Source organism: Nocardia sp. NPDC049526, assembly GCF_044465765.1.
Lineage (GTDB): Bacteria > Actinomycetota > Actinomycetes > Mycobacteriales > Mycobacteriaceae > Nocardia.
The window spans coordinates 46592-68970 of the sequence record NZ_JBITMA010000005.1; the positions used below are offsets into that span (position 1 = coordinate 46592).

Consider the following 22379-nt stretch of genomic DNA (forward strand, 5'->3'; position numbering starts at 1 on the left):
CGGAAGGGCCTTCGCAGTCGAACGATCGTGGTGGACTACTCCGATTCGGGAGCGTCCTCGGACTTCGCCTCGGCGGGCGCCGCCTCGGCCTTGCTCGCCGACTTACCGCCGTTCAGCAGCTGGTCCAGGGCCACGCCCTCGACCCGGCGGAATGCCCGCCGCGGTCGCGCCTGCTCGAGGGTGGCGACCTCGAGCGAACCCACCCCGAGCACCCGCTTGTCCTTATCCGCGGCGCCCTCTGGCACCCCGGCCTTCAGGGCCTTCACGGCTATGCCGACGGCACCGGCCAGATCGAGTCCGGGCTGGTAGGAGGTCTTCAACGCGGTCATGATGGGCTCGGTCGTGCCGCCCATCACCACGTATTCGCGCTCATCCACGATCGAGCCGTCGAAGGTGATCCGGTACAGCACCGATTCCGGTGACTGTTCCGGGTAGCCGACCTCGGCCACGCAGATCTCCACTTCGTAGGGCTTGAGCTGATCGGTGAAGATCGTGCCCAGGGTCTGCGCGTAGGCATTGGCCAGGCCACGACCGGTGACATCGCGCCGGTCGTACTGGTAGCCCTTGAGGTCGGCCTGCAGGATGCCGCCGCGGCGCAGGGCCTCGAATTCGTTGTACTTGCCGACGGCCGCGAACCCGACGCGGTCGTACAGCTCGCTCACCTTGTGCAATGTCGCGGAGGGATTCTCCGCGACGAACAGCACACCCTTGTCGTAGGTCAGCACGATCACACTGCGACCGCGAGCGATGCCCTTGCGCGCGAGCTCGGTCTTGTCGCGCATGATCTGTTCGGCCGACGCGTAATACGGCAGTGTCATGCTGAGGCACTCCCTTCTTCCGCGGCCTCGCGATCGGCGACGATCGCCCGCGTGATCTCCTCCAACCGCGATTCGGTCACCTCGTCGGCGCCCTCGTCGTTGATGACGATCGCCGTCGGGTAGATGCCGCGCACCAGATCCGGTCCGCCGGTGGCGGTGTCGTCGTCGGCCGCGTCGAACAGCGATTCGACGGCGATCCGCAATGCGCGATCCTCACCGATTCCCTTGGCGTACAGCTTTTTCAACGACGACTTCGCGAACATCGAACCCGAACCGACCGCGGTGTAACCGAACCGCTCCTCACTGCGCCCGCCGACCACGTCGTAGGACACGATGCGACCGGCCTTGTCCGGATCGGTGGCGTGCTGGTCGTAGCCGACCAGCACCGGAACCACCGCAAGACCCTGCAGCGCGGCAGGGAGGTTGTCGCGCACCATCTTCGACAGCTTGTTGGCCTTGCCGTCGAACGTCAGCGAGACACCCTCGATCTTCTCGTAGTACTCCAACTCGACAGCGAACAATCGCACCATCTCGATGGCCATGCCCGCGGTGCCCGCGATACCGGCCGCCGAATAGGTGTCGGTGATGTACACCTTCTCGATATCCCTGCTGGCCAACAGGTTTCCCTGGGTGGCCCGCCGGTCACCGGCGATCAGCACACCACCGCGGAACGAGACCGCCACGATGGTGGTTCCGTGTGGAGCCAGCTCCTTCGCGGCGGTGCCACCGGAGATTCCGGTGGCACCTTCGATCGCGCCGAATCGATTGCCAGGCAACAGTTCCGGTGCGTGCATGCGCAGGTGCTCGGTGAATGACGAGAGGGCGTGCCCCGGGTGGAGACGCAAGGGGTCACCTGCTGTCACTGGCCGCCCTTCTGCACATACGCGCGAACGAAGTCTTCCGCGTTCTCCTCGAGCACATCATCGATCTCGTCGAGCAGGTCGTCGGTATCCTCCGCCAGCTTTTCGCGGCGCTCCTGACCGGCGGCGTCAACGCCCTCCGGGCCCTCGTCCTCGTCGCCGCCCCCGGCGCGCTTGGTCTGCTCTTGTGCCATGGCAGCCGACCTCCTCTGTCCTCATCATGACCAGGGCTCCATTCTGAGCACGACCCTGATCATGAGCAATGTCCGTGCCCGTACATCAACACTACCCAGCCGCCCTGACAACGTGCTGAGTTATTGGCCGCGCGGGCGCGGCGTGTTCGCGGCCCCTGCTGTCTCGCGTCCGAGCCGTCGAGACTCGCGACTACGTCGCATGCGCTTCGACGACTCGGACGCGAGACGGGCCGCGAACGGTCGCTCGTACGACTCGCTCCGTCGTCGATAATCGTTGCTACCTGGGCTTATTCGCGCGGTTTGCTAAGTGGTCAGCTGTTCGACCAACTCGGCGGCGGTATTGACACCATCGAGCAGCTTGCCGACGTGGGCCCTGGTGCCGCGGCGCGGTTCCAGGGTCGGGATGCGCACGAGCGAGTCGCCGCCGAGGTCGAAGATCACAGAATCCCAGCTGGCCGCCGCGATATCGGCACCGAATCGACGCAGACATTCGCCGCGGAAGTAGGCGCGGGTGTCGGTCGGCGGCTTGGTCATCGCGTCGAGCACCTGCTGCTCGTTGATCAGGCGTTTCATCGAGCCGCGGGCGACCAGGCGGTTGTAGAGGCCCTTGTCCAGGCGGACGTCGGAGTACTGCAGGTCCATCAGGTGCAGTTTGGGCGCGGCCCAGCTCAGGCCCTCGCGCTTGCGCATCCCCTCGAGCAGACGCAGTTTGGCGGGCCAGTCGAGCAGGTTGGCGCATTCCATCGGATCGCGTTCCAGCAGGTCGAGCACGTTGGCCCAGTTCTCCAGGATGTCCTTGACGCGCTCGTCGTCGTTGCCGCTGCGGGCCACGAACTTCTCCACCCGGTCCAGGTAGATGCGCTGCAGCGCCAGCCCGGTGAGTTCGCGACCGTCGGTGAGCGCGACGGTGGCGCGCAGGGTCGGATCGTGGCTGATCTGGTGGACGGCGGTGACCGGGCGGGCCAGCTGCAGATCCGACAGATCCTCGCCCGCCTCGATCAGATCCAGCACCAGCGCGGTGGTGCCGACCTTGAGGTAGGTGGACATTTCGGCGAGGTTGGCATCGCCGATGATGACGTGCAGGCGGCGGTATTTGTCCGCATCGGCGTGCGGTTCGTCGCGGGTGTTGATGATGCCGCGCTTGAGCGTGGTCTCCAGGCCGACCTCGACCTCGATGTAGTCGGCGCGCTGGGACAGCTGGAATCCGGCGTGGTCACCGGACTGGCCGACGCCGACCCGGCCGGAACCGCAGATCACCTGGCGCGAGACGAAGAACGGGGTGAGCCCGACGATGATCTGGTTGAACGGGGTGTCGCGGCTCATCAGGTAGTTCTCATGGGTGCCGTAGGAGGCGCCCTTGCCGTCGACATTGTTCTTGTAGAGCTGCAGCCGCGGCGCACCCGGCACGCTCGACGCGTGCCGCGCGGCCGCCTCCATGACCCGTTCGCCGGCTTTGTCCCAGATGACCGCATCCAGCGGATCGGTGACCTCGGGCGCGGAGTACTCCGGATGGGCGTGGTCGACGTAGAGCCGGGCGCCGTTGGTGAGGATCATGTTGGCCGCGCCGACCTCGTCGGCGTCGATCACAGGGGCCGGACCGTTCATCCGGCTCAGGTCGAAGCCGCGGGCGTCGCGCAGCGGCGATTCCACCTCGTAATCCCAGCGCGTGCGCTTCGCGCGCGGCACCCCCTCCGCGGCGGCATACGCGAGAACCGCTTGAGTGGAGGTGAGAATCGGGTTGGCCGACGGCTCGGTGGGTGTGGAGATGCCGTATTCGACCTCGATACCGATGATGCGCTGCATACCGTCGAGCCTAGGCGACGCGTGCCCGCCGCCGGTCGCGACCGGCGGCATCGGCGATCTCGGGTGATCTCGATGTCATACCGATGGTGGTACTTCCGGAGGATACGGGCAGGCCGCGGCGGCCGGGATATTCGGAATATGACCGATTCGATCGCCGAAATCACGGGGCGCCACCGCAAGTCGGATGAACCGCGCGTCACCCAGCCGAAGAATCCCGCGCGGTTGGTCGCCCTGGACGTATTACGCGGCATCGCGATCCTCGGCACGCTCGGCACCAATATCTGGATCCTCACCCATCCCGAGGGCATCGTCGGGTACATCGACGAATTGGGCAGCCCGGCGACCGGCTGGATGTGGGCGGAGCGAGTGCTGCAGCAGCTCGCCCAGGGCAAGTTCCTGGGCCTGTTGACCGTCATGTTCGGCATCGGCCTGGCCATTCAGCAGGGCTCGGCGGTGCGGGCCGGTCGACGGTGGCCGGGCAGCTATCCGTGGCGGGCCGGGCTGCTGTTCCTCGACGGTGTGCTGAACTTCGTGTTCGTCGCGGAATTCGATGTGCTGACGGGTTATGCGGTGACCGGATTGGTCGTCGCCTGCATTCTCGCGGCAAGTGAACGCGCGCAACGTCGTTGGCTGACAATCGCGGCCGGATTCCATATTGCCGTGCTGACACTCATCGGCATCGCGATGGCGTTTGCGAACCAACCCGATTCGACGCCACGCGAGCCGCTGGACCCGAATCCGTATGCGGACGGATCGTTCTGGGATCTGGTGCTGTTCCGACTCGAGAACGCGGGCATGTTCCGGTTCGAGCCGATCTTCGTCTTCCCGATGTCGATCGCGCTGTTCCTCGCGGGTGCGCAGTTGTTCCGGGCGGGAGTGTTCCGACCGGAGGGTGCGCGGATACGTAGGCGGCTCATGATCATCGGATTCGCTGTTGCCGCGCCGATCGATCTGGCGGTCGGCGTGCTCGGCGGCGATCTGGTCTTGCTGACCAGGTACGGCACCGCCCCGTTCGTCGCCTTCGGCCTGCTCGCGTTGGTCGCCGAGTTCTACCTGCGTCGTCCGCGGGTCGGCTTCGTCGGCAGGCGGCTCACCGAGGTCGGGCGGATGGCCCTGAGCTGCTACATCCTGCAGAATCTGGTCGCTTCCGTGTTGTGCTACGGATGGGGTTTCGGGCTTGCCGCGCGCGTCTCCCCTGACGCTCGGGTGCCGTTCACCGTGGGTATCTACCTGCTGGTCGCGCTGATCATCGTGACTGTCGCGCACCTGTGGTTGCGCCGGTTCGAGCGCGGTCCGGTCGAGTGGGTGTGGAATCTCAGCTACCGCGCGCTGGCCCGCGAACACTGAGCCACCGCCCGTTTGCGCACATCGCCGCAGTTCAACACCCGAAACCGGGGCGAATGCGACCGGATGCGGCCGAGGAGAACACGAGTAGCGGACTACTCGTGTTCTTTCCGCGTCGGTGCCGGAAGCTGACCCGACGTCACCGAACTGCGTCGACGTACCGATCTCAGATGCACAGGAGGTGCGCAGTGTCGGAACCGGCCCGAGCAATGAGTAAGGACCGCGCGTTCGCCGAACTCGAACGTCTCGCGAACGATGACCTGATCCGCTTCGACGGGCCCGCGTCACCGGCTCTGGTCGGATTCGCAGGTTTCGACCCACAGTCCGGCCGGCCGCTACCGGGCAGTCTCGCCGGGGTGGTCATCCGCCACGGCTTCACCCCGGTGACACCGCAACGCCTCGATTCGCGAAATGCGTTGGCACTGGTACGATTCTGCCGATTCCTCTCCGCGAATTTCGGCGTCACCGAGTTGCACACCCTCGGAGCAGACGGCCGCGGAACGCATTCCGACGACTGCCACGGCCAGGGCCGCGCCGTGGATTTCGCCGGTGTCACCATGCCGGTCGGGGACGTATCGCGCAGAATCACCGTGGCAGCGCATTGGGGCACCGTCGAGACCGCCGTGACACCTGGCGGAACATGGCCGCGCGGCACCGGATCCCGGGTGCACTACCGACTCGACGAACCCGATGCGAGTCCGCTCGGCGATCCGGACGGCGATCTGTTCGTCGCCGACTTCTTCCGCAGCGTCTACGATTTCGCGGCGGGTGAGTGGCAGGACTGCTCGGACAGTCCCGATCCCGCGACTGCCATCTCCGGCATCGGCGATCCGAGTTTCATCCTGCATCCCGACCATCCGGACGACCATCCGCTCCCGGCCACATCCGGTCGCGCGGCCCATATCGATCACATCCACTTCCAGATCGGCAAGTCCGGGACCGAGTAGGCCGACTAGCGTCGTCGGTGTGACGCTCGCCGACCGATATCCGTTGCTGCACACCCCAACCCGCTGGGATTGGGGCGGTCTGGATGTGCGGTTCTCCACCGAGTTGCCATCCGACGAACTGGTCACCAATATCCATGTCGTCTGCTTCGTCGGCGCCGATATCGTGCTCTGTCGCGACGATCGCGATATCTGGATCGTGCCCGGCGGCACCAGGGAGGCGGGCGAAACTGTCGACGCCTGCGTGCGACGCGCACCACACGACCACCGATCGCCCTGCACCGCACTATCCTTGGCAGCCGCACCCGCACAAGGCGTGGCTGTGGTGCACGGCGGATGTGGTGCTCGAATCCGCGCCGACCAATCCAGAGGATGCGGAGAATATTCTCGAGGTCCGCGCCTTCGCACCCGAGGAGGCAATGCGCCTGTCACGCACCGACGGCGATTACATGGCCGAATTACTAGCCCTCGCAATCGAATTGCACCGGCGCTGATCAGCCGAGGGGCGTACGGAATCCGATGAGCAGTCGCGCGATATCGATCGGCGCCTGCTCCGGTCGCAGCGGTGCGTGTTCGACGAGCAGGCGATACCAGAACGGTCCGAAGATCAGATCGGTCGCGTACTCGATATCCAGGTCCGCGGCGAGTTCACCGCGCGCCACACCGCGGGCCACTATGCGCGCCACCACATCTCGCCGAGTCTGCACCCAGTCCCGGAACGGTCCGGCGAAGTCCGGGTCCAGCTGAGCCTCGGCCATCAGCCCGCGTAATGCCTTGACCCGCAACGGATATTCCACGACACCGTAGAGCGCCTCGAGGAAGACGGCCAGGTCCTGCTCGACCGATCCGGTGTCCGGATCCGGCATGCGCTGGGTGACCACCACGCCTTGGGCGTCCATGACCAGGACCGCCTTCGATTTCCACCAGCGATAGATCGTGCTCTTGGCGACGCGGGAGCGCGCCGCGACGCCTTCGATCGTCACCTTGCCGAAGCCCTGCTCCTCCAGCAGTTCGGCCGTCGCACGCAGTACCGCATCGCGTGCGGATTCGCTGCGGATTCGACCGCCGGACCGCGGTGTCGCGGCACTTCCCGTCGCCATGGCGGTCAGTGTATTCGTCTGCTATCGTTTTGCGAAACGCTACGGAGCGTTTCGATTCAGGAGATGAGTGACAGTGAGTGCGATCGTGGTGAACCACGGCCTCGGAGCCCGCGCCGACAGCGTATGGTTTCCCTATTTCACGGCGGAGTTGACCGCGCTCGGCCATTCCGTGACGATCCCGAACCTGCCCGATCCGGACGAACCCCGGCTGGAGCCGTGGCGCAAAGCCTTCGCCGCATCGGTGGCCGCGGCGGGTCCGGCCGGCGATACCGTTCTGGTCGGCCACAGCATCGGCGGGGTCAATGTGCTGCGCATGCTCGAGCAGCACGATGTCGCCGCGGCCGGGCAATTCGCCGGAGTGCTTCTGGTGTCCACCGCAGCACATGAGGTGGGTTATGACCTCTTGGCCGAGTTCTTCGCCGAACCGTTCGACTGGGCACGGATTCGTGGCGCTGCGCGCGAGTTCCGGGTGTTGGCGGCTGCCGACGATCCGGTCAACGTGCCCGATCCGGTCGTGCACGTCGGACTGCTGGTGCGCGGCCTGGAGGCCACCGCGGTGCTCACTGCGACCGGGAGCCATCTGGGCAACTTCCCCGATGATCACATCGAACTGCCCGAGGCCGTTCGGTTGGTCGATGAAATCCGGTCGGCCACACGATGACTCAGCGACAGACAGACGAAAACCGCAGACCTGCCGCGCAACCCTCGGGTCCGGTCAAATGGAAGCTGTGGCTGTTGACGGTCATCGGCATCTATCCGCTGCTCACGGTTCTGGTGACGATCTCAGGGCCGCTACTCGAACCGCTGGCACCGCCGCTGCGACTGGCGGTTATCGTGCCGATCGCCGTCGCGGCCATGGTGTGGGTCGTCATGCCATTCCTCACCCGCCGATGTGCGGGGTGGCTGATGCGGTAACAGATTCTATTGGGACCGTACGGGTTCCGCGCGGCTCAGCAGGTCTTTGACGATAGTGTCGCGTTCCAGCGGAACTCCGAGGCTGCGCGCATTGCCCTCGAACAGCGCCAGCACCGATTCGGTCAGGATGCCTTCGACCTGATCGCAGGACAGTGTGGTCCCGGCATCGGAGCGCCAGTTGTTCACGAAACCGTCGACGAAGCCGATGATGCCGAAGGCCATCGGGCGGGCGCGATTCGGATCGATTCCGAAGCGCGCCAACGATATTGCGAACATATCGGCGAGCCGACCACCGATGCGATTGCGCGCGCCGGTCAGCGCCTGTGACGAATCCCCGAGCGGTGTGGCATCGCCCAGGAATCGGTGCAGATTCGGATGACGCTCGACCCAGCCGACGTAGGTGCCGATCGCGCCGCGTACGGCATCGCGCAGGGTGCCGTCGGGCTGCAGGGTCGGCATCAGTGCGGTCAGCAGTGAATTCAGGATCTCCTGACGAATCTGCTCATCGAGATCGGCGCGTCCGTCGAAATGCCGGTACACCACCGGACGCGGCAGATGCAGCCGGTCCGCGATCGCCTGTACGGACACTTCGACACCCTGCGCTTCGATCACCGTGATCGCCGCATCGATGACGTCTGCGCGACGGCGGGCCTTGTGGCCGTGCCATCGGGTGCTGCGACCGTCCGACGCGGCGGGATCGCGCTTTCCCGCGGTACTGCTCACCAGCTCACGATACCTGGAACACCTATTGACCGTGACAGTCTGTCTCACTAATCTGAGTGTTACAGCTTGTATCAGGTATTCGAGAGTTGGAGCCGACATGGGCAACGAGGCCGCAGTCATCCCACAGGAATCCTTCGCACAGCGCCTGCTGACCGGTTCGGTGAAGAAGTCGTACGAACCTGCCATCGATATGGACTGGGACGCACCGCTCGATCCCGACAAACTGTTCTTGCCGCCGGAGGTGGTTTCGCTCTACGGCACCGCGCTGTGGGAATCGATGACCCCGCAGCAGCGCCGGGAACTGTCGCGCCAAGAGCTGGCCAACGTACTCTCCGTCGGCATTTGGTTCGAGAATCTGCTCAACCGCCTGCTGCTGCGGGAATTGTTGCGCGATGATCCGACCACCCGGCATTCGCACTACACCCTGACCGAAATGGGTGACGAGTGCCGGCACATGATGATGTTCGGCAAGCTCATCGACCGGATCGAGGCGCGTCCGTACTGGCCGCGACTGCCCGGCCGACTCGCCATCGGAGCCCTGCCGCTGTTCCTGCGCGGGTCGATGACCTGGGTGGGCGCACTCGTCGGCGAGGAGATCTTCGACGCACTGCAGCGGCGCACCCTCGACGATCCGGAGTTGCAGCCCTTGGTTTCTCGGGCGATGCGGATCCATGTCACCGAGGAGGCGCGCCATATCGGATTCGCACGCGATGCATTGGCGCGTCGGGTGCCGACCATGTCGCATGCCGAATTGGCCTACACCCGTTTATGTGTCGCGGTGGCCGCACCGCTGTTCGTCTACCTGATGACCAATCGGCACATGTACGACCGGGCCGGGCTGGACGGTCGAGCGGCGCGCCGGATCGCGACGAACAACCCGTATGCGAAGAAGGCGCTCGGTACCGGCGCCGGGAATCTCGGTGCGTTCCTGGACAAGCAGGGCTTGATCGGTCCGTTGGGCAAGCGAATCTGGCGTTGGCGGGGGCTCTACGCATGACCGAACCCGAAATCGTCATTGTCGGGGCCGGTTCCGGTGGTATCGGGATGGCCATCGAGCTGCGCAAGTCCGGTTTCGACGACTTCGTCGTGCTGGAGAAGGCCGAGGAGATCGGCGGAACCTCCTATTCGTTCGCGCCGAATCAGCGGTGGACCCGCATGTTCGCCAGCCAGCCGGAGATACTGGAGTATCTGCGCCGCAGCGTGGACAAGTTCGACATTCGCAGGCATATTCGGCTGCGTTCCGAAGTCGTCGCACTCGACTTCGATGACGAGACGGACCGCTGGCACGTGCGGACCGCGGACGGGCGGCATTTCCAGCCGCGCGCGGTGGTGATGGCGCCGGGACCGCTGCACGAACCGTGCGTGCCGGACTTTCCGGGGCGGGATGTGTTCCGGGGACACAGTTTTCACTCGGCGCAGTGGGATCACGGTTTCGAAGTAGCCGGCAAGCGGATCGCCGTTATCGGAACCGGTGCCAGCGCAGTGCAATTCGTACCGCAGATTGCCGAGCAGGCCGAGCAGGTCACGGTGTTCCAGCGGACACCACACTGGATCGTGCCGGAGCCGGATCGGCCGCTCTCGCCGGTGGAGCATCGGATAGCCCGGTATCTGCCGGGGGCGCAACGGCTCTACCGCTGGGCGATGTATTGGGGTTACGAGTCGATGACGCCGGCATTCATGAATCCGGAGCTCATGCGTCGCGCGGAGGTGGCGGCACGGGCGCATCTGCGTCGTCAGGTCGCCGACCCGGAGCTGCGTCGCAGCCTCACGCCGGACCACCGGCTCGGGTGTAAACGAATTCTGGTGTCCGACAATTACTATCCGGCACTGCAGCGGGACAATGTCACGCTGGTGACCTCACCTATCGCCTCGATCACCGAGTCCGGGATCGTCACCGCCGATGGTGTCGAACAAGAATTCGACGCCATCGTGTACGGGACCGGGTTCAAGATCTCCGACCGGTTCGCCGATCAGCGCATCGTCGGCGCGAATGGGCTCACTCTCCACAAGGCGTGGCGCACTGGGATGGAGGGGTTCCTCGGCGTCACCGTGCACGGTTTCCCGAACCTGTTCCTCATCATGGGCCCGAATTCCGGTGGCGGAAACCAGTCCATCGTCTTCATCATCGAGGCACAGGCCCGCTATATCCGCCAGTGTCTGGAGCTGCTGAGCAAGACCTCCAACAGTCGGATCGAGGTCCGCGCCGCGACCCAACACGAATTCAATCGACGGGTGCAGTCGAAACTGGCCGGTACCGTGTGGAATTCGGGCGGCTGCCGAAGCTGGTACCTGGACGAGCACGGGGTGAATCGGGCCGCCTGGCCGGGTTCCAGCGTCTCCTACCGGCGCGCCATGCGCCGACCGGACCCCGGCCACTACGACCTGACCGTGCCGGCGGATCGTGAACCGGCACACGAGTATTCGGGTCCGGCACTGCTCGACGCCCCGGGCGTGGAAGTACCGGTCGAGGTCACCCTCGGCGGGCATCCGGACCCGATCGACGGCCGCTACCACTGGTACGGGCGCGTCGCCCCGCGCGAAGGCCACGAGTTACCCGATCCCGGACGCGCCGAGGTACTGCTCACCCTGCCCGGCGGCGTGCCGACCGCTGGTCGCCTCCAGGAGCGCGACCCCTGGGGCAACCTCCGTATCGTCGGCACCGGCACCCCGCCCTATCCGCCGGCCGCTGTCTAGGTGGCCGGGCGCAGTAGCCAGGCGCGCAATGCCTCGGTGACCTCGTCGGGGCGTTCCTCCATGATGAAGTGGTTGCCGCCGTCGATGCGGACGAGCGTGGCGTAGGGGATTGCTTCGGCCAGTTCTCGGGCGGTGCGGAACGGGATGGCCGGGTCGCGGTCGCCCCAGATGACCGTCGTCGGGCAGCTGATGGCACCCAGTCCAGCAGCCAATTCCGGGCGGATCCGGACGCGATAGCCGGACCAGAAATGGGCGTTCCAGCGGCGACCGGCCGCGGTGTCCAAGACGGCGAGGTATCGACGCAGTTGTTCGCTGTCGAAGGATCCGTTGCGCACATACGGCGCGAGACCGACGCGATGCACCCATTGGATCCCCCGTGCGCTGACGAGCGGCCGCAGCAGTGCAGTCCGTGCCAGCACGGTCAGCAAGCCGAACAGCGTGTAGTACGGCGGCGTGAAAATACCCTGCGCCCGTGAATTCAGAATCGCGAAGCGGCGCACCCGTTCCGGATGACGCTGCAGAAACCCCAATCCGAGGAACCCGCCGTAGTCGTGACAGGCCAGATCGACGCGCTCCAAGCCGAGCGCGTCCAGCATTCGCCCGATCCGCTCGACCTCACTGTCGTAGTCACAACTCAAAGCCGTATCCCGATCGGAAGCACCCCACCCGAGCCAGTCCGGTGCGATGACCCGCCGCGATAAGGCGAGCGGCCCGATCTGGTGCCGCCATGCGGCATGGCTCTCCGGCCAGCCGTGCAACAGCACCAGCGGATCACCCTGCCCGACATCGACATAACGCAGCCGCGCGCCGTCGACCGTCACCTCCCGCAGCTCGAAGGTCGATTCCGCCTGCCCATCCAGCTTCATCTCTGATCTCCCGTCTGTCCTGCGACTTTCTGTATCGTCGCGGATATGGCGCGGTCGGCACTTCCAGAAACGTGCGCTCCCGAAACGGCGGTCACCTCCGCCCGGCTCTGGCTGCGACTCGGACACGCGATCTACATCGGGCCCGGGATGGCCTTGGGCGCGCACTCCACCGCGATCGCCGGTCTCGGGGTCGGACTCGACGCCCCGTTCCGGGTCCGGGTCGCCGACGCTCCCGACATCACCGCCCGCAGTTTCCTGTTCCGGGCCCGCGTCACGCACCACATCCTGGACACCGATGTGCCCAAGCTCTTCTGCTTCTTCGACCCGACCTCGGAAAATATGGCCCGCTGCCTCGGCGGTATGCGCCGCACCGTCAGCGGATACAGCGCCGACCATCGCAACGAGGCCGAACTGATCGAGCTGTGCGCCGACCCGGCACCGGATATCGACCGTCTCCTCGAACTGGCCAGCATCCCGGTCCCCACCATCCGCGATCCCCGCATCGCCGCCGTCGCCACGGCCATCCGCGCCGACCCCACCCAGCAGCAGCGCGCCGCCGAAAAGGCAAGTGCCGCAGGACTATCCACCTCCTACTTCCTGCGTACCTTCGCCGAACAGACCGGCACCAGTTTCCGCCGTTACGTGCAGTGGGCGCGGATGCTGCGCGTCGGCCGGGCCTATGCCGCGGGCCACGACCTCACCCGCGCCGCCGTCGACGCGGGCTTCGCCTCCCCTTCGCATTTCAGCGATACCTTCCGCGCCATGTTCGGCCTCACCCCCACCGCCTTCCGCACCATCAACGGCGAGCTCCACATCGACTGACCTATACGTCGAAGTAGAGATCGAATTCGTAGGGGTGCGGGCGGACATTGATTTCTGAGATCTCGGTATCGCGCTTGAGGCGGATCCAGGTTTCGAGCAGGTCGTCGGTGAAGACATTGCCTTCGGTCAGGTAGTCGTTATCGGCTTCCAGCCGGTCGATCACGCTTTCGAGGCTGGGTGGGGTTTGGGTGACCTCGGCGGACTCCTCCGCGGTGAGCTCGTAGAGGTCCTTGTCGATCGGGACGGGGGGTTCGATCTTGCGGCGGATGCCGTCCAGACCGGCCATCATCATGGCGGCGAAGGCCAGGTACGGATTGCCCGAAGAGTCGGGGCAGCGGAATTCCAGACGCTTGGCCTTCGGGTTCGCGCCGGTGACCGGAATGCGCACGGCCGCTGATCGATTGCGCTGACTGTAGACCAGATTGACCGGGGCCTCGAAGCCGGGTACCAGGCGCTTGTACGAGTTAACGGTCGGATTGGTGAAGGCCAGCAACGATGACGCGTGCAGTAACAGGCCGCCGATGTAGTGCCGGGCCAGATCGGACAGGCCCGCATATCCGGCTTCGTCGTAGAACAGCGGTGTGCCGTTCAACCACAGAGATTGGTGCACGTGCATTCCGGAACCGTTGTCGCCGAACAGTGGTTTGGGCATGAAGGTGACGGTCTTGCCCTCTGCCCATGCGGTGTTCTTGATGATGTACTTGTACAGCTGCAGGTCATCGGCGGCGGCCAGCAGCGTATTGAATTTGTAGTTGATCTCGGCCTGGCCCGCCGTACCGACCTCGTGGTGCCCCTTCTCCAATTCGAAGCCGGCGTTCTGCAGATTCGTGCACATCCGATCGCGCACATCGACATCGGCGTCGTACGGGGCCACCGGGAAGTAGCCGCCCTTCGGGCGCACCTTGTACCCGCGGTTGATCGTGCCGTCGGGATTATATTTGACACCGGTGTTCCAGTCAGCGGAGGACGAATCCACCTCGTAGAAAGCACCGTTCATCTTGGTGTCGTAGCGCACGGCGTCGAAGATGTAGAACTCCGCCTCCGGTCCGAAGTAGGCGGTATCGGCGATGCCGGTGCTCTTCAGATACTCCTCGGCCTTACGCGCGACATTGCGCGGATCGCGGCTATAGGCCTCGTGTGTATGCGGATCGTGCACGAAGCAGTTCAAATTCAGGCTCTTCGCGGCACGGAAGGGGTCCAATTGCGCGGTGCGCAGATCCGGGAGCAGCAACATATCCGATTCGTGGATCGACTGGAATCCGCGCACCGACGAGCCGTCGAAGGCGATCCCGTTCTCGACCAGATCCGCGCCGAATGCGACGGCCGGTATCGAAAAGTGTTGCTGCACACCGGGAACGTCACAGAACCGAATATCGACGTATTCGACTTCCGCGGCGCAGATATATTCCAGAATTCCGTCGGTGGTGGCAGTCAAGGCTGCTCCCTCGTCCAACACGGCTCCTCGCTTTCGCGGCGCAGGTCTATCCGCGGATGGCGAGGCGACCGTCGCCTGACAACCGGACCCGTCCATGGGTCACGGCAGGTCCTGCTCGCCGAGTCTCACGATACGACTTCGACATCAATGGCGGACCCGAATCCGGGCGAGAAACGGACCGATCCGGCGTATCCGCAGCCCCCCGTGCCTCGATCCTCAACTTCATCGGCGCGCACCGAAACCACCTCTCCCCCACAACCACAGCCCCCTCCTCCGCCGATTCCCGTCACCTCCCCGCCGCCGGGCCGTGCCTGATCAAGATCAGGTGGAATCCATGGCGGCATCGCCCGACAAGCCCCCGCCACCAATTCCACCTGATCTTGATCGGTGGCCGGATAATGGTGGAGGTGGGGATTCGAATGGGCGGCGTCTGGATTTGTTGTCGGTGACATGATCGGGCACGGTGGCGGGGCATTATCGGGACGTCCGGCCGGATGCTTTGGTCGCGTGCACAAGGGGAGGCCTTGCAGTCTGCGTGTTTGTCGCTAGCGCCACGGTTCGTCGATGCGTTGTGCTGATAGGTGACGACGAGGTCGCCTGCGCGGCGGTGTGACCTCGAGACCATCGAGCAGAAGGTTGGGTCTTGGTTTCATCGACAGTCCCGGCGAGCCCGGCCCGTCCGGACACGCTGTGTGCGGCTTTTCAAGCGAATGCCGCGAAGTATCCGGACGTGGTCGCGCTGCGCACCATGGGCGGTGCGGTGGCGATCACCTGGCGTGAGTACGCCGACCGGGTGCGCGGGATCGCGACCGGCCTGGCCGCCCTCGGTCTGCGCCCCGGCGACACGGTGGCGTTGATGATGACCAACCGACCCGAATTCCACCTCTGCGATACGGCGGTACTGCACGCGGGGGCACCCCGTTCTCGGTCTACAACACCAACCCCGTCGATCTGCTCGCCTACCAGTTCGGCAATGCGGGCAACAAGATCGTCATCTGCGAGCGCCAGTTTGCGCCGCAGGTCCTGGAGGCTGTGAAAACAGCTGCAGCCCATGACAATCACGTCGAGCACGTTATCTGCGTCGATGAGGCACCGGCGGGCACGATCGCGCTGTCGTCAGTGGAAGCGGCCGAGGCGAAAGGATTCGACTTCGAAACCACCTGGCGCAGTGTGAAATCCGAGGACCTGCTGACCATCGTCTACACCTCCGGTACCACCGGACCGCCGAAGGGCGTCGAACTCACCCACACCAACTTTATCGAAAACGCCCGCGTCATCGAGACATTCGGCGGTGGCAGCGGCCGAGATCGGGTGATTTCGTATCTGCCGGACGCGCACGCCGCCAACCGCTGGTTCGCGCACTATCTCACCATGTTGGAGGGCGGTGAGATCACCACCGTCGCGGATCTGAAGAAGGTCGCCGAGGCGCTGACCGAGGCGCATCCGACCGTCTTCCTCGGTGTTCCCCGGATCTGGGTGAAGGTAAAGGGTGCGCTGGAGGAACGCTTCGCCGCCGAACCCAATCCGATCAAGCGCGCCCTGGTCCGCTGGGCGGTGCACACCGGCCGCGCCCGCGCCCGGGCCGCCTCCGACGGCCGCCCACTCGGCCAACTGGAGAAACTCCGGTACGCCCTGGCCGATCGTCTGGTGCTCGCATCGATTCGCACCCGGCTCGGGCTGGATCAGGTGCGCGCCGCGGTCACCGGTTCGGTGGCCATCCCGCCCGAGGTGCACGAATTCTTCCTCGGACTCGGTCTGCCGTTGTGCGAGGGATACGGCATGACCGAGTGCACTGCGGGCGCGACGCTCAACGGTCCGGAGCGCGTCAAAATCGGTACTGTCGGCACACCACTACCTGGCGCGGAGGTCAAGCTCGGCCACGACGGCGAAGTACTGATCCGCGGCAAAATGGTCATGCGTGGCTACCGCAACGATCCGGAGAAAACCGCGGAGACCATCGACGCCGACGGCTGGCTGCACACCGGCGATATCGGGTCGATCGATGCCGACGGCTACCTCTCGATCGTCGACCGCAAGAAGGAACTCATCATCAATGCGGCCGGGAAGAATATGTCCCCGGCCAATATCGAGAACACGATCACCGAGAACTGCCCGCTCGCGGGCACCGTCGTGGTGATCGGTGAGCAGCGGCCCTACAACAGCGCGCTGATCTGCCTCGACCCCGACCTGGCGCCGGCTTTCGCCCGGCGCAACCGGCTCACCGCGACCACCGTCGCCGAATTGGCGAAGAATCCGGAGGTCTTGGCCGCAATCGAGCAAGGTGTGGCCGCCGCCAATGGCAAACTCTCCCGGGTGGAGCAGATCAAGAGGTACATCGTGCTACCCGAGGTGTGGGAGCCCGGAAGCGATGTTCTGACGGCGACCGGCAAACTCAAGCGCACTCCGATCGCCACCCGCTACACCGACACTATCGAGAGCTTGTACTCGTAGTGCGGGACGGAGAAGTTCAATGACGCCAACGCGAACCCGCGTCGTCGACGATCTGCACCGAAGAGCCGCATCGCTGGTCGACGGGTTCTACGGGAGCCTGCCGCCGTACCCGCGGATACCGCAGTCACTGGTCGAGACGGATTTCGCGCGCGGCACGAAACTCAATGTCGACCTGTTCTTCGAATATCTGCGTCGCGGCACCGACCCCTCCGAGGAGGACACCAGGGAGCTCGTCGAGCTGGCCATGGACCGGCTCCGCGACGGCACGCCACTAACCGAGGTACTGGACCGGTATCGGCTCGGCTCGGCCTTCATCTGGGACCGGCTGCGCGAAGCGGCCACCCCCGCCGAGCAGGAACTGCTGCTCGACGCCTCGCTGATGCTGCTGAAGTACATCACGCTGGTCATGACGCGCATCGCGGGCGCGGCCACCCAGCGCTCGCACGATCCGCGCTGGGAACTGTTGGAGCGTCGCCGAGGTATCGCCGACGCCCTGCTCACCGGGCGCGATCCGGTGGAGTGGGCCAACGATCCGGTCATTCCGGTCGCGGACGACTTCCTCGTCGCGGTATTCCGCCTCTGCGGCACCCGCGGCGGGCATGCTTCGGCGCTGCGGCACCGGGTCGAGGCGATTCCGGGCGTCTTCCTGCGGCTGGACGCGGGCGGGTGGACCGCATTGATCCCGCTGCAACCCGGCGATGACGGTACGGCCGCGATCATGGGTCTCACTGCGCGACTACCGGCACATCAGCCCGATCAAGCGCCGCCCTACTGGGTCGGTGTCGGTGCGGCGGCGAGCAGGGCGGAGATCCCGACGATCTTCGCCGAGGCGCGGGTGCTGGCCGAATTGGGGCGGTGCCTGACACGTCGCGAAATACTGTGCCGCAGAACGGATTTACAGTTCGAATACACGGTCGCGGTCAGTGATGCGGCACGGCCAGGGCTGGCGGCGGTACTCGCGCCACTCGACACCCAGCCGATGCTGGCGGAAACCCTCGAAGTGTTCGTCGACAGCGGTTTCAACCAGTTGGCGACGGCGCGTCAGCTCAGCGTGCACCGGAATACGGTCACCTATCGCCTGTCCCGCGTACATGAACTCACCGGCCTCGACCCGCATCGCCCCGCCGACGCCATGACCCTATCCGCGGCCCGACTGGCCCGCCGCCTCGAATCCGCTGTCTTCGCCCCCTGAGTTCGGGCACTCTGACAAACACCGCCCGCGAGTTCCCCAGCGCAACTTGGCAATCGAGGTTCTCGATGCCGACAGCGCCGATACCGCGACCACAGCCGCCCGCGAGCAGCGGCAGGGTCTGATCGCCGGCCTGCTCGCCGCGACGACCGGTTCGCCCGGCCCTTGATCTCCGAGTTCCTCGATCGCGTCGCCGTTACCCTGACAGCGGCCGTGCGGCCGGGATAGTCTCCCTGAGGGATCCGATTCGGGATTCGCAGTCACCCGGGAGCATCCGATGATGAAGGCTCTGGTTACCGACGGGGCATCCGCCTCGCCCCGATCCGTGCACTATGTCTCCGGTTCACCCGGTGAATTGCGTTGGGAGGGTACTGCATTGCTGCGCGCCGGCGTGCTCGCGTTCGGCGGCAGCATCGGCCCCACCGCATTGCACGCCCATCACGCCGTCCAAGTGGTCGCCGCGTGTACGCCGGTGGTCGTGGTGGACGCGAGCGGCATTCGGCATCGCGGCACACATGTCATCGTGCCCGCCGACGCACCGCATCGCATCGCCACCGGGGCCGAGCACGGCACCGCGATCTATCTCGATCCGGAGTCCGTCGCGGGCGCGGCCGCCGACCGCAGAGCCCACACCTACGGGTGGGCGGATTGTGAACATTCCCTGCCCATCGATCCGGAGCGGGAAACGCTCGCCGAACTGGTCGCCGAAGTCGTCGACGATCTCGAACGCGACAATTCGCACAGCATCGAGGACGAGCGCCACGAGGCAGTGACCGAGGTGCTGCGACTGCTGCCCTCCATCGTCGGCGACGGACCGATCCGCGGCGCGGATGTCGCCCGCCGGGTCGGCATTTCCGCGACCCGACTCACCCATCTGTTCACCGAACAGGTCGGAATTCCATTGCGGCCCTATATTCTCTGGCTTCGACTACATGTGGCGATCACCCGCGTCCGCTCCGGCGACGATCTCACCGCCGCCGCCCACGCCGCCGGTTTCGCCGATAGCTCCCACCTGACCCGCACCTGCCGCCGCATCTTCGGACTGCCGCCCTCGGCCCTGAACCGACGCGTCGATTGGGATCTCGGCGACGCCCGCTAGGTCCAGCCGAATCATTCGAGTCGTTCGGATCCGCCAAACATCTGGCTGGCGTCGAACGAGGGCCACCGCTTCCATCATCTGAAATTCGCCGGTATCGGCGACGTCGATTTCGGCCTGTTCACCCTGATCCGGGATCACCTGTTCCGCAACTACGCCTACGATCCGGCACGACGCTTCGGCACCGACGATCTCCGTATGGCGGCGAAACCCGACACCCGACCGGCCATGTCGACCCAGTTCGTCTACCCGTTCACACCGGACGGCGGCTGTGCAATGCAGTCGGTACGCTGTTGGCATGTTCTCGCGGGTACACCTCATGGCGTTTGCGGTCTTCGCACTCGTCGTACCCGCGCTCGCCCTGGCCGCGGCGCCGTCGAATGAGCCGGCGGCACTGGCCGTCTTCGGTGTCATCGCCGCGTCGCTCACCTTGACGCTGCTCGCCCTGCAGAGCACTCGACGTATCCCGATGGTGCTCGCACACTCGGGTCCGCCGCCCTCGGCGCAGCGTCGCCGCCGGGGCTCCTTCCTGCGTCAGAGCAATCCGGACACCGCCGGACGTCCGCGCCCACGAGCACCTGGTTCGGTCACCGCTTAGCGATCACTCGCCGCCTGGCCCCCAGGCGATTCGGCTGACCATTCCCATCGACGTGCGCATACGCACGTTCCCACAGTCAGGTGCTCTCATGCTCGACTTCATCTATTACCCGGTGTCCGCCATTCTCTGGTTGTGGCACACCACCTTCGCCGCCGTCCCGGGTCCCGTAAGCGGACTCGCGTGGGTACTCGCGGTGATATTTCTCGTGATCACTCTCCGCGCCGCGCTATTCCTGCCGTTCCTGAAACAAGCGCGAACCCAGGCGGCTATGCAGCGGCTGCAACCGCGCGTCAAAGCCATTCAGCAGAAATACAAAGACGATCCGGGCCGCCGGAATACCGAAATCCAGCAGCTGTACAAGGACAACGGCGTCAATCTCTTCGCGAGCCTGATTCCGATGATCGCCCAGGTCTTCGTGTTCGTGGGCCTATTCCATGTGCTGCGTTCGTTCGACCGCACCGGGACCTTCGACTATCTACCGTTCGGGCGTACCGCGACAATGACGGCCGAACAGAATGCCGCGACTGCGAATTATCTTTTCGGCCCGGGTGATGTGCAGTCGTTCCTGCATGCCGATCTGTTCGGCGCACCGCTGTCGGCAACACTCGCCGGTGCGGGCGAACTGCTGTCGACCGTGGCGCTCATCGCGCTTCCGCTCATGCTGATCGCCTCTGTTGCAACGCATTTCACGGCGCGCACGTCAATGGATCGGCAGACCGGGGCGACCCAGTTGCCCTTCATGCGCACGCTCAGCCTGTGGGTCTTCCCGGCGGCCGCGATTCTCGGCGGTGCGTTGCTGCCGGTGGCGATCCTGCTGTACTTCGTCACGAACAACGCCTGGACGCTCGCACAACAGCATTTCGTCTACCGCCGCCTCGATGCCGAAACAGCCGCCGAGGCGAAGCGAGTCGCCGCGGCCCGGGCCAACTCCGCCCCCAGACCCGGCGTGAAACCGAAGCGGCGATAAATCATTCGCGCACCCGTACCGCGAACCCTATGGTTGTTCCAGGTCGAGTCAAGGGGCGCAGCGGAATCTCCGCACCCGCGTTCCCCGTGTCGGGCTCGGTCTCGCACCTGGTGAAGGGCTCCAAGCCTGGATGGGTTCGATTCCCGATGCGATGCCGCCCGGTTCCGGTCGGATACGGCAAACGGCTCTGCGGGCTCCGCGGCTACGGCCGCGGGACGCCCCCGCCGCGAACCCGTGATCGGAACCGGGTGTCATCCGAAATAACAAGGCAGCCAACGACACACAACACGGGAGGAGTGAACCATGTACACGACGGTCATGGAGTGGCAGCGAACGCTGCTGTACCGCGACGGCACACTCGAGCGAGTACTCGAGCCAGGACGCCACCGCTACGACGCCAAGCGCTGCACGCTGATCGTCGTCGACATGCGGCCCCGCCTGCTGAACGTCAGCGGTCAGGAACTGCTCACCCGCGACGGACTCGCACTGCGGGTCAGCTACGCACTGAACTGGCAGGTCACCGATCCGGAGGCGTTCACCACCGGTGCACAGTACCCGGAAAGCGTGCTGTACGCGGCGGTGCAGGATGCCGCACGCCGGGCCGTGGCAAGCCATTCCCTCGACGAACTCGTTACCGACCGCACGCTGCTCGTCGGGGACATCGCCGAAATCACCACGGCCGTAACAGGACTTGGAATGCGCGTCGATGCACTCAACGCCCGCGACCTGATGCTGCCCGGCGAACTGCGCAAGGCCGCGCTGGAAACCGTGCTAGCCAAGGAACGGGGCCGGGCCGAGCTCGAACGGGCCCGCGCGGAAGCAGCCGCACTGCGGTCACTGGCCAATACCGCGCGACTGCTCGAGGAACACCCGACGCTGCTGCGGCTGCGCACCCTGCAGGTCGCAACCACTCCGGGCACGCAGGTAGTGCTCGACCCGCGCGAGCGCGCGTGAGCTGAAACCCCTTGTCCACGCGGACAAGGGGTTTCAGCGTTGGGTGATGTCAGGCGCAATCCGACCACATTTGAAAGGGACCGCGAATTCCGACGGCCGTTTCGGCGAATCGAATTGCCTTGCTTTCGGCCTCGGCGATGGTGTTGCCCCAGTCCGATCCCCAAGCGCCTTTCGGGTTGATCGCGAGTGCGATGCACGCATTTCCTACCGCGCGAGGCTCCGGGCAGGAGGGGCCACAGGCTCGCTGAACCTTACCGACGACATCGGCGAGGCTGATGTTGCTGCGGTCCGAGTAGACGTGCCCGTTGTTGTAGGTCGCTCCGATCCAGACGCTCGGCCCCTGAGCCGCAGCAGATCCGCTGCCTGCCACCAGAATCGCACCGACCGAAGCCGTTGAAGCAAGAAGTGTGATGGCGGCCGCAACCACCGCGCCGATCCGCCGGGTAGGCGGCGGCGGAGAAGACGAGTGCTGAGACCCATGGCCATGCTTGCGGGACCCATCCGCAATAGTGCAGATCACAACGATGTTGTATCACGAGTCCTCGCGCCTGCGCTCGATGGCGGGGACCGCGACCGCGTAGCGAATGCGTGACTTTCATTGTGGGC

At 65.3% G+C, this 22379-nt stretch carries 21 protein-coding genes and 2 pseudogenes; 15 read left to right on the forward strand and 8 right to left on the reverse strand.

The genetic code is table 11. The annotated features are described in order from the left end of the window. Window positions 1-35: 35 nt before the first annotated feature. The 4 genes from prcA to dop form a co-directional block, all read right to left on the reverse strand. Window positions 36-818 (reverse strand): proteasome subunit alpha, encoded by a 783-nt coding sequence (gene prcA, locus ACIBW7_RS16745; protein WP_397047130.1) that lies wholly within the window; start codon window positions 816-818, stop codon window positions 36-38. Continuing rightward, window positions 815-1681, reverse strand: a complete 867-nt coding sequence (gene prcB, locus ACIBW7_RS16750; protein ID WP_357477869.1) for a proteasome subunit beta — start codon at window positions 1679-1681, stop codon at window positions 815-817. The genes prcA and prcB overlap by 4 nt, the downstream gene beginning before the upstream one ends. Continuing rightward, entirely contained in the window at window positions 1678-1872 is a 195-nt protein-coding gene (locus ACIBW7_RS16755) for a ubiquitin-like protein Pup (RefSeq protein ID WP_014351559.1), read from the reverse strand. Before ACIBW7_RS16755 ends, prcB begins: the two co-directional genes overlap by 4 nt. 303 nt (window positions 1873-2175) lie before the next feature. Then, a complete protein-coding gene (gene dop, locus ACIBW7_RS16760; protein ID WP_397047131.1) occupies window positions 2176-3675 on the reverse strand; it encodes a depupylase/deamidase Dop in 1500 nt (499 codons plus the stop codon). A gap of 138 nt (window positions 3676-3813) precedes the next feature. Here dop and ACIBW7_RS16765 point away from each other — a divergent pair, with 138 nt between their 5' ends. From ACIBW7_RS16765 to ACIBW7_RS16775, 3 genes are all read left to right on the forward strand, one after another. Further along, window positions 3814-5022: a DUF418 domain-containing protein gene (locus tag ACIBW7_RS16765; protein WP_397047132.1), complete on the forward strand. Its 1209-nt coding sequence runs from the start codon at window positions 3814-3816 to the stop codon at window positions 5020-5022. 185 nt (window positions 5023-5207) lie between these two features. Next, window positions 5208-5966, forward strand: a complete 759-nt coding sequence (locus tag ACIBW7_RS16770) for a hypothetical protein (RefSeq protein ID WP_397047133.1) — start codon at window positions 5208-5210, stop codon at window positions 5964-5966. A gap of 335 nt (window positions 5967-6301) precedes the next feature. Continuing rightward, on the forward strand, window positions 6302-6457 hold the full coding sequence (locus ACIBW7_RS16775) for a hypothetical protein (protein WP_397047134.1): 156 nt from the start codon (window positions 6302-6304) through the stop codon (window positions 6455-6457). Here ACIBW7_RS16775 and ACIBW7_RS16780 read toward each other — a convergent pair whose 3' ends face one another. Continuing rightward, window positions 6458-7063 carry a TetR/AcrR family transcriptional regulator gene (locus ACIBW7_RS16780; RefSeq protein ID WP_397047135.1) on the reverse strand — a complete coding sequence of 202 codons (606 nt, stop codon included), beginning with the start codon at window positions 7061-7063 and terminating at the stop codon, window positions 6458-6460. It abuts the gene before it with no gap. Window positions 7064-7130: 67 nt separating this feature from the next. Here ACIBW7_RS16780 and ACIBW7_RS16785 point away from each other — a divergent pair, with 67 nt between their 5' ends. Continuing rightward, the gene (locus ACIBW7_RS16785) at window positions 7131-7724 is read left to right on the forward strand and encodes an alpha/beta fold hydrolase (RefSeq protein WP_397047136.1); all 594 of its coding nucleotides are present in this window, start codon (window positions 7131-7133) and stop codon (window positions 7722-7724) included. Beyond that, a complete protein-coding gene (locus ACIBW7_RS16790) occupies window positions 7721-7978 on the forward strand; it encodes a hypothetical protein (protein WP_397047137.1) in 258 nt (85 codons plus the stop codon). The genes ACIBW7_RS16785 and ACIBW7_RS16790 overlap by 4 nt, the downstream gene beginning before the upstream one ends. Before the next feature lie 6 nt (window positions 7979-7984). On the opposite strand, the gene ACIBW7_RS16795 is transcribed toward ACIBW7_RS16790, so the two are convergent. Continuing rightward, the gene (locus tag ACIBW7_RS16795) at window positions 7985-8701 is read right to left on the reverse strand and encodes a TetR/AcrR family transcriptional regulator (protein WP_397047138.1); all 717 of its coding nucleotides are present in this window, start codon (window positions 8699-8701) and stop codon (window positions 7985-7987) included. 97 nt (window positions 8702-8798) lie between these two features. On the opposite strand from ACIBW7_RS16795, the gene ACIBW7_RS16800 reads away from it, so the two are divergent. Together ACIBW7_RS16800 and ACIBW7_RS16805 are read left to right on the forward strand one after the other, a co-directional pair. Next, the gene (locus tag ACIBW7_RS16800) at window positions 8799-9698 is read left to right on the forward strand and encodes a diiron oxygenase (protein ID WP_397047139.1); all 900 of its coding nucleotides are present in this window, start codon (window positions 8799-8801) and stop codon (window positions 9696-9698) included. After that, on the forward strand, window positions 9695-11395 hold the full coding sequence (locus ACIBW7_RS16805; RefSeq protein WP_397047140.1) for a DUF4873 domain-containing protein: 1701 nt from the start codon (window positions 9695-9697) through the stop codon (window positions 11393-11395). Before ACIBW7_RS16800 ends, ACIBW7_RS16805 begins: the two co-directional genes overlap by 4 nt. Here ACIBW7_RS16805 and ACIBW7_RS16810 read toward each other — a convergent pair. Further along, the gene (locus tag ACIBW7_RS16810) at window positions 11392-12261 is read right to left on the reverse strand and encodes an alpha/beta fold hydrolase (RefSeq protein ID WP_397047141.1); all 870 of its coding nucleotides are present in this window, start codon (window positions 12259-12261) and stop codon (window positions 11392-11394) included. The two genes, ACIBW7_RS16805 and ACIBW7_RS16810, sit on opposite strands and share 4 nt — an antisense overlap. 45 nt (window positions 12262-12306) lie before the next feature. Between ACIBW7_RS16810 and ACIBW7_RS16815 the strand changes: the two genes are divergently transcribed. Beyond that, window positions 12307-13083, forward strand: coding sequence for a helix-turn-helix domain-containing protein (locus tag ACIBW7_RS16815; RefSeq protein ID WP_397047142.1), 777 nt, complete (start codon window positions 12307-12309; stop codon window positions 13081-13083). A gap of 1 nt (window position 13084) precedes the next feature. Here the strand turns inward: ACIBW7_RS16815 and glnA are convergent, their stop codons facing one another. Beyond that, on the reverse strand, window positions 13085-14518 hold the full coding sequence (gene glnA, locus ACIBW7_RS16820; protein ID WP_397048130.1) for a type I glutamate--ammonia ligase: 1434 nt from the start codon (window positions 14516-14518) through the stop codon (window positions 13085-13087). 643 nt (window positions 14519-15161) lie between these two features. Here glnA and ACIBW7_RS16825 point away from each other — a divergent pair. The 7 genes and pseudogenes from ACIBW7_RS16825 (at window position 15162) to ACIBW7_RS16855 (ending at window position 21773) form a co-directional block, all read left to right on the forward strand. Next, window positions 15162-16969 (forward strand): annotated as a pseudogene (locus tag ACIBW7_RS16825) (AMP-dependent synthetase/ligase). A gap of 19 nt (window positions 16970-16988) precedes the next feature. Beyond that, on the forward strand, window positions 16989-18161 hold the full coding sequence (locus ACIBW7_RS16830) for a PucR family transcriptional regulator (protein WP_397047143.1): 1173 nt from the start codon (window positions 16989-16991) through the stop codon (window positions 18159-18161). Between the two features lie 277 nt (window positions 18162-18438). Beyond that, window positions 18439-19257, forward strand: coding sequence for a helix-turn-helix domain-containing protein (locus ACIBW7_RS16835; protein ID WP_397047144.1), 819 nt, complete (start codon window positions 18439-18441; stop codon window positions 19255-19257). A 45-nt stretch (window positions 19258-19302) separates the two neighbouring features. Beyond that, window positions 19303-19638, forward strand: a pseudogene (locus ACIBW7_RS16840) (hypothetical protein); the annotation flags it as partial. Then, window positions 19553-19852: a DUF6412 domain-containing protein gene (locus tag ACIBW7_RS16845; protein WP_397047145.1), complete on the forward strand. Its 300-nt coding sequence runs from the start codon at window positions 19553-19555 to the stop codon at window positions 19850-19852. The pseudogene ACIBW7_RS16840 and the gene ACIBW7_RS16845, both read left to right, overlap by 86 nt. Before the next feature lie 88 nt (window positions 19853-19940). Then, window positions 19941-20819: a membrane protein insertase YidC gene (gene yidC / locus ACIBW7_RS16850; protein ID WP_397047146.1), complete on the forward strand. Its 879-nt coding sequence runs from the start codon at window positions 19941-19943 to the stop codon at window positions 20817-20819. Window positions 20820-21122: 303 nt separating this feature from the next. Then, on the forward strand, window positions 21123-21773 hold the full coding sequence (locus tag ACIBW7_RS16855) for a slipin family protein (protein ID WP_397047147.1): 651 nt from the start codon (window positions 21123-21125) through the stop codon (window positions 21771-21773). Window positions 21774-22379 lie beyond the last annotated feature (606 nt).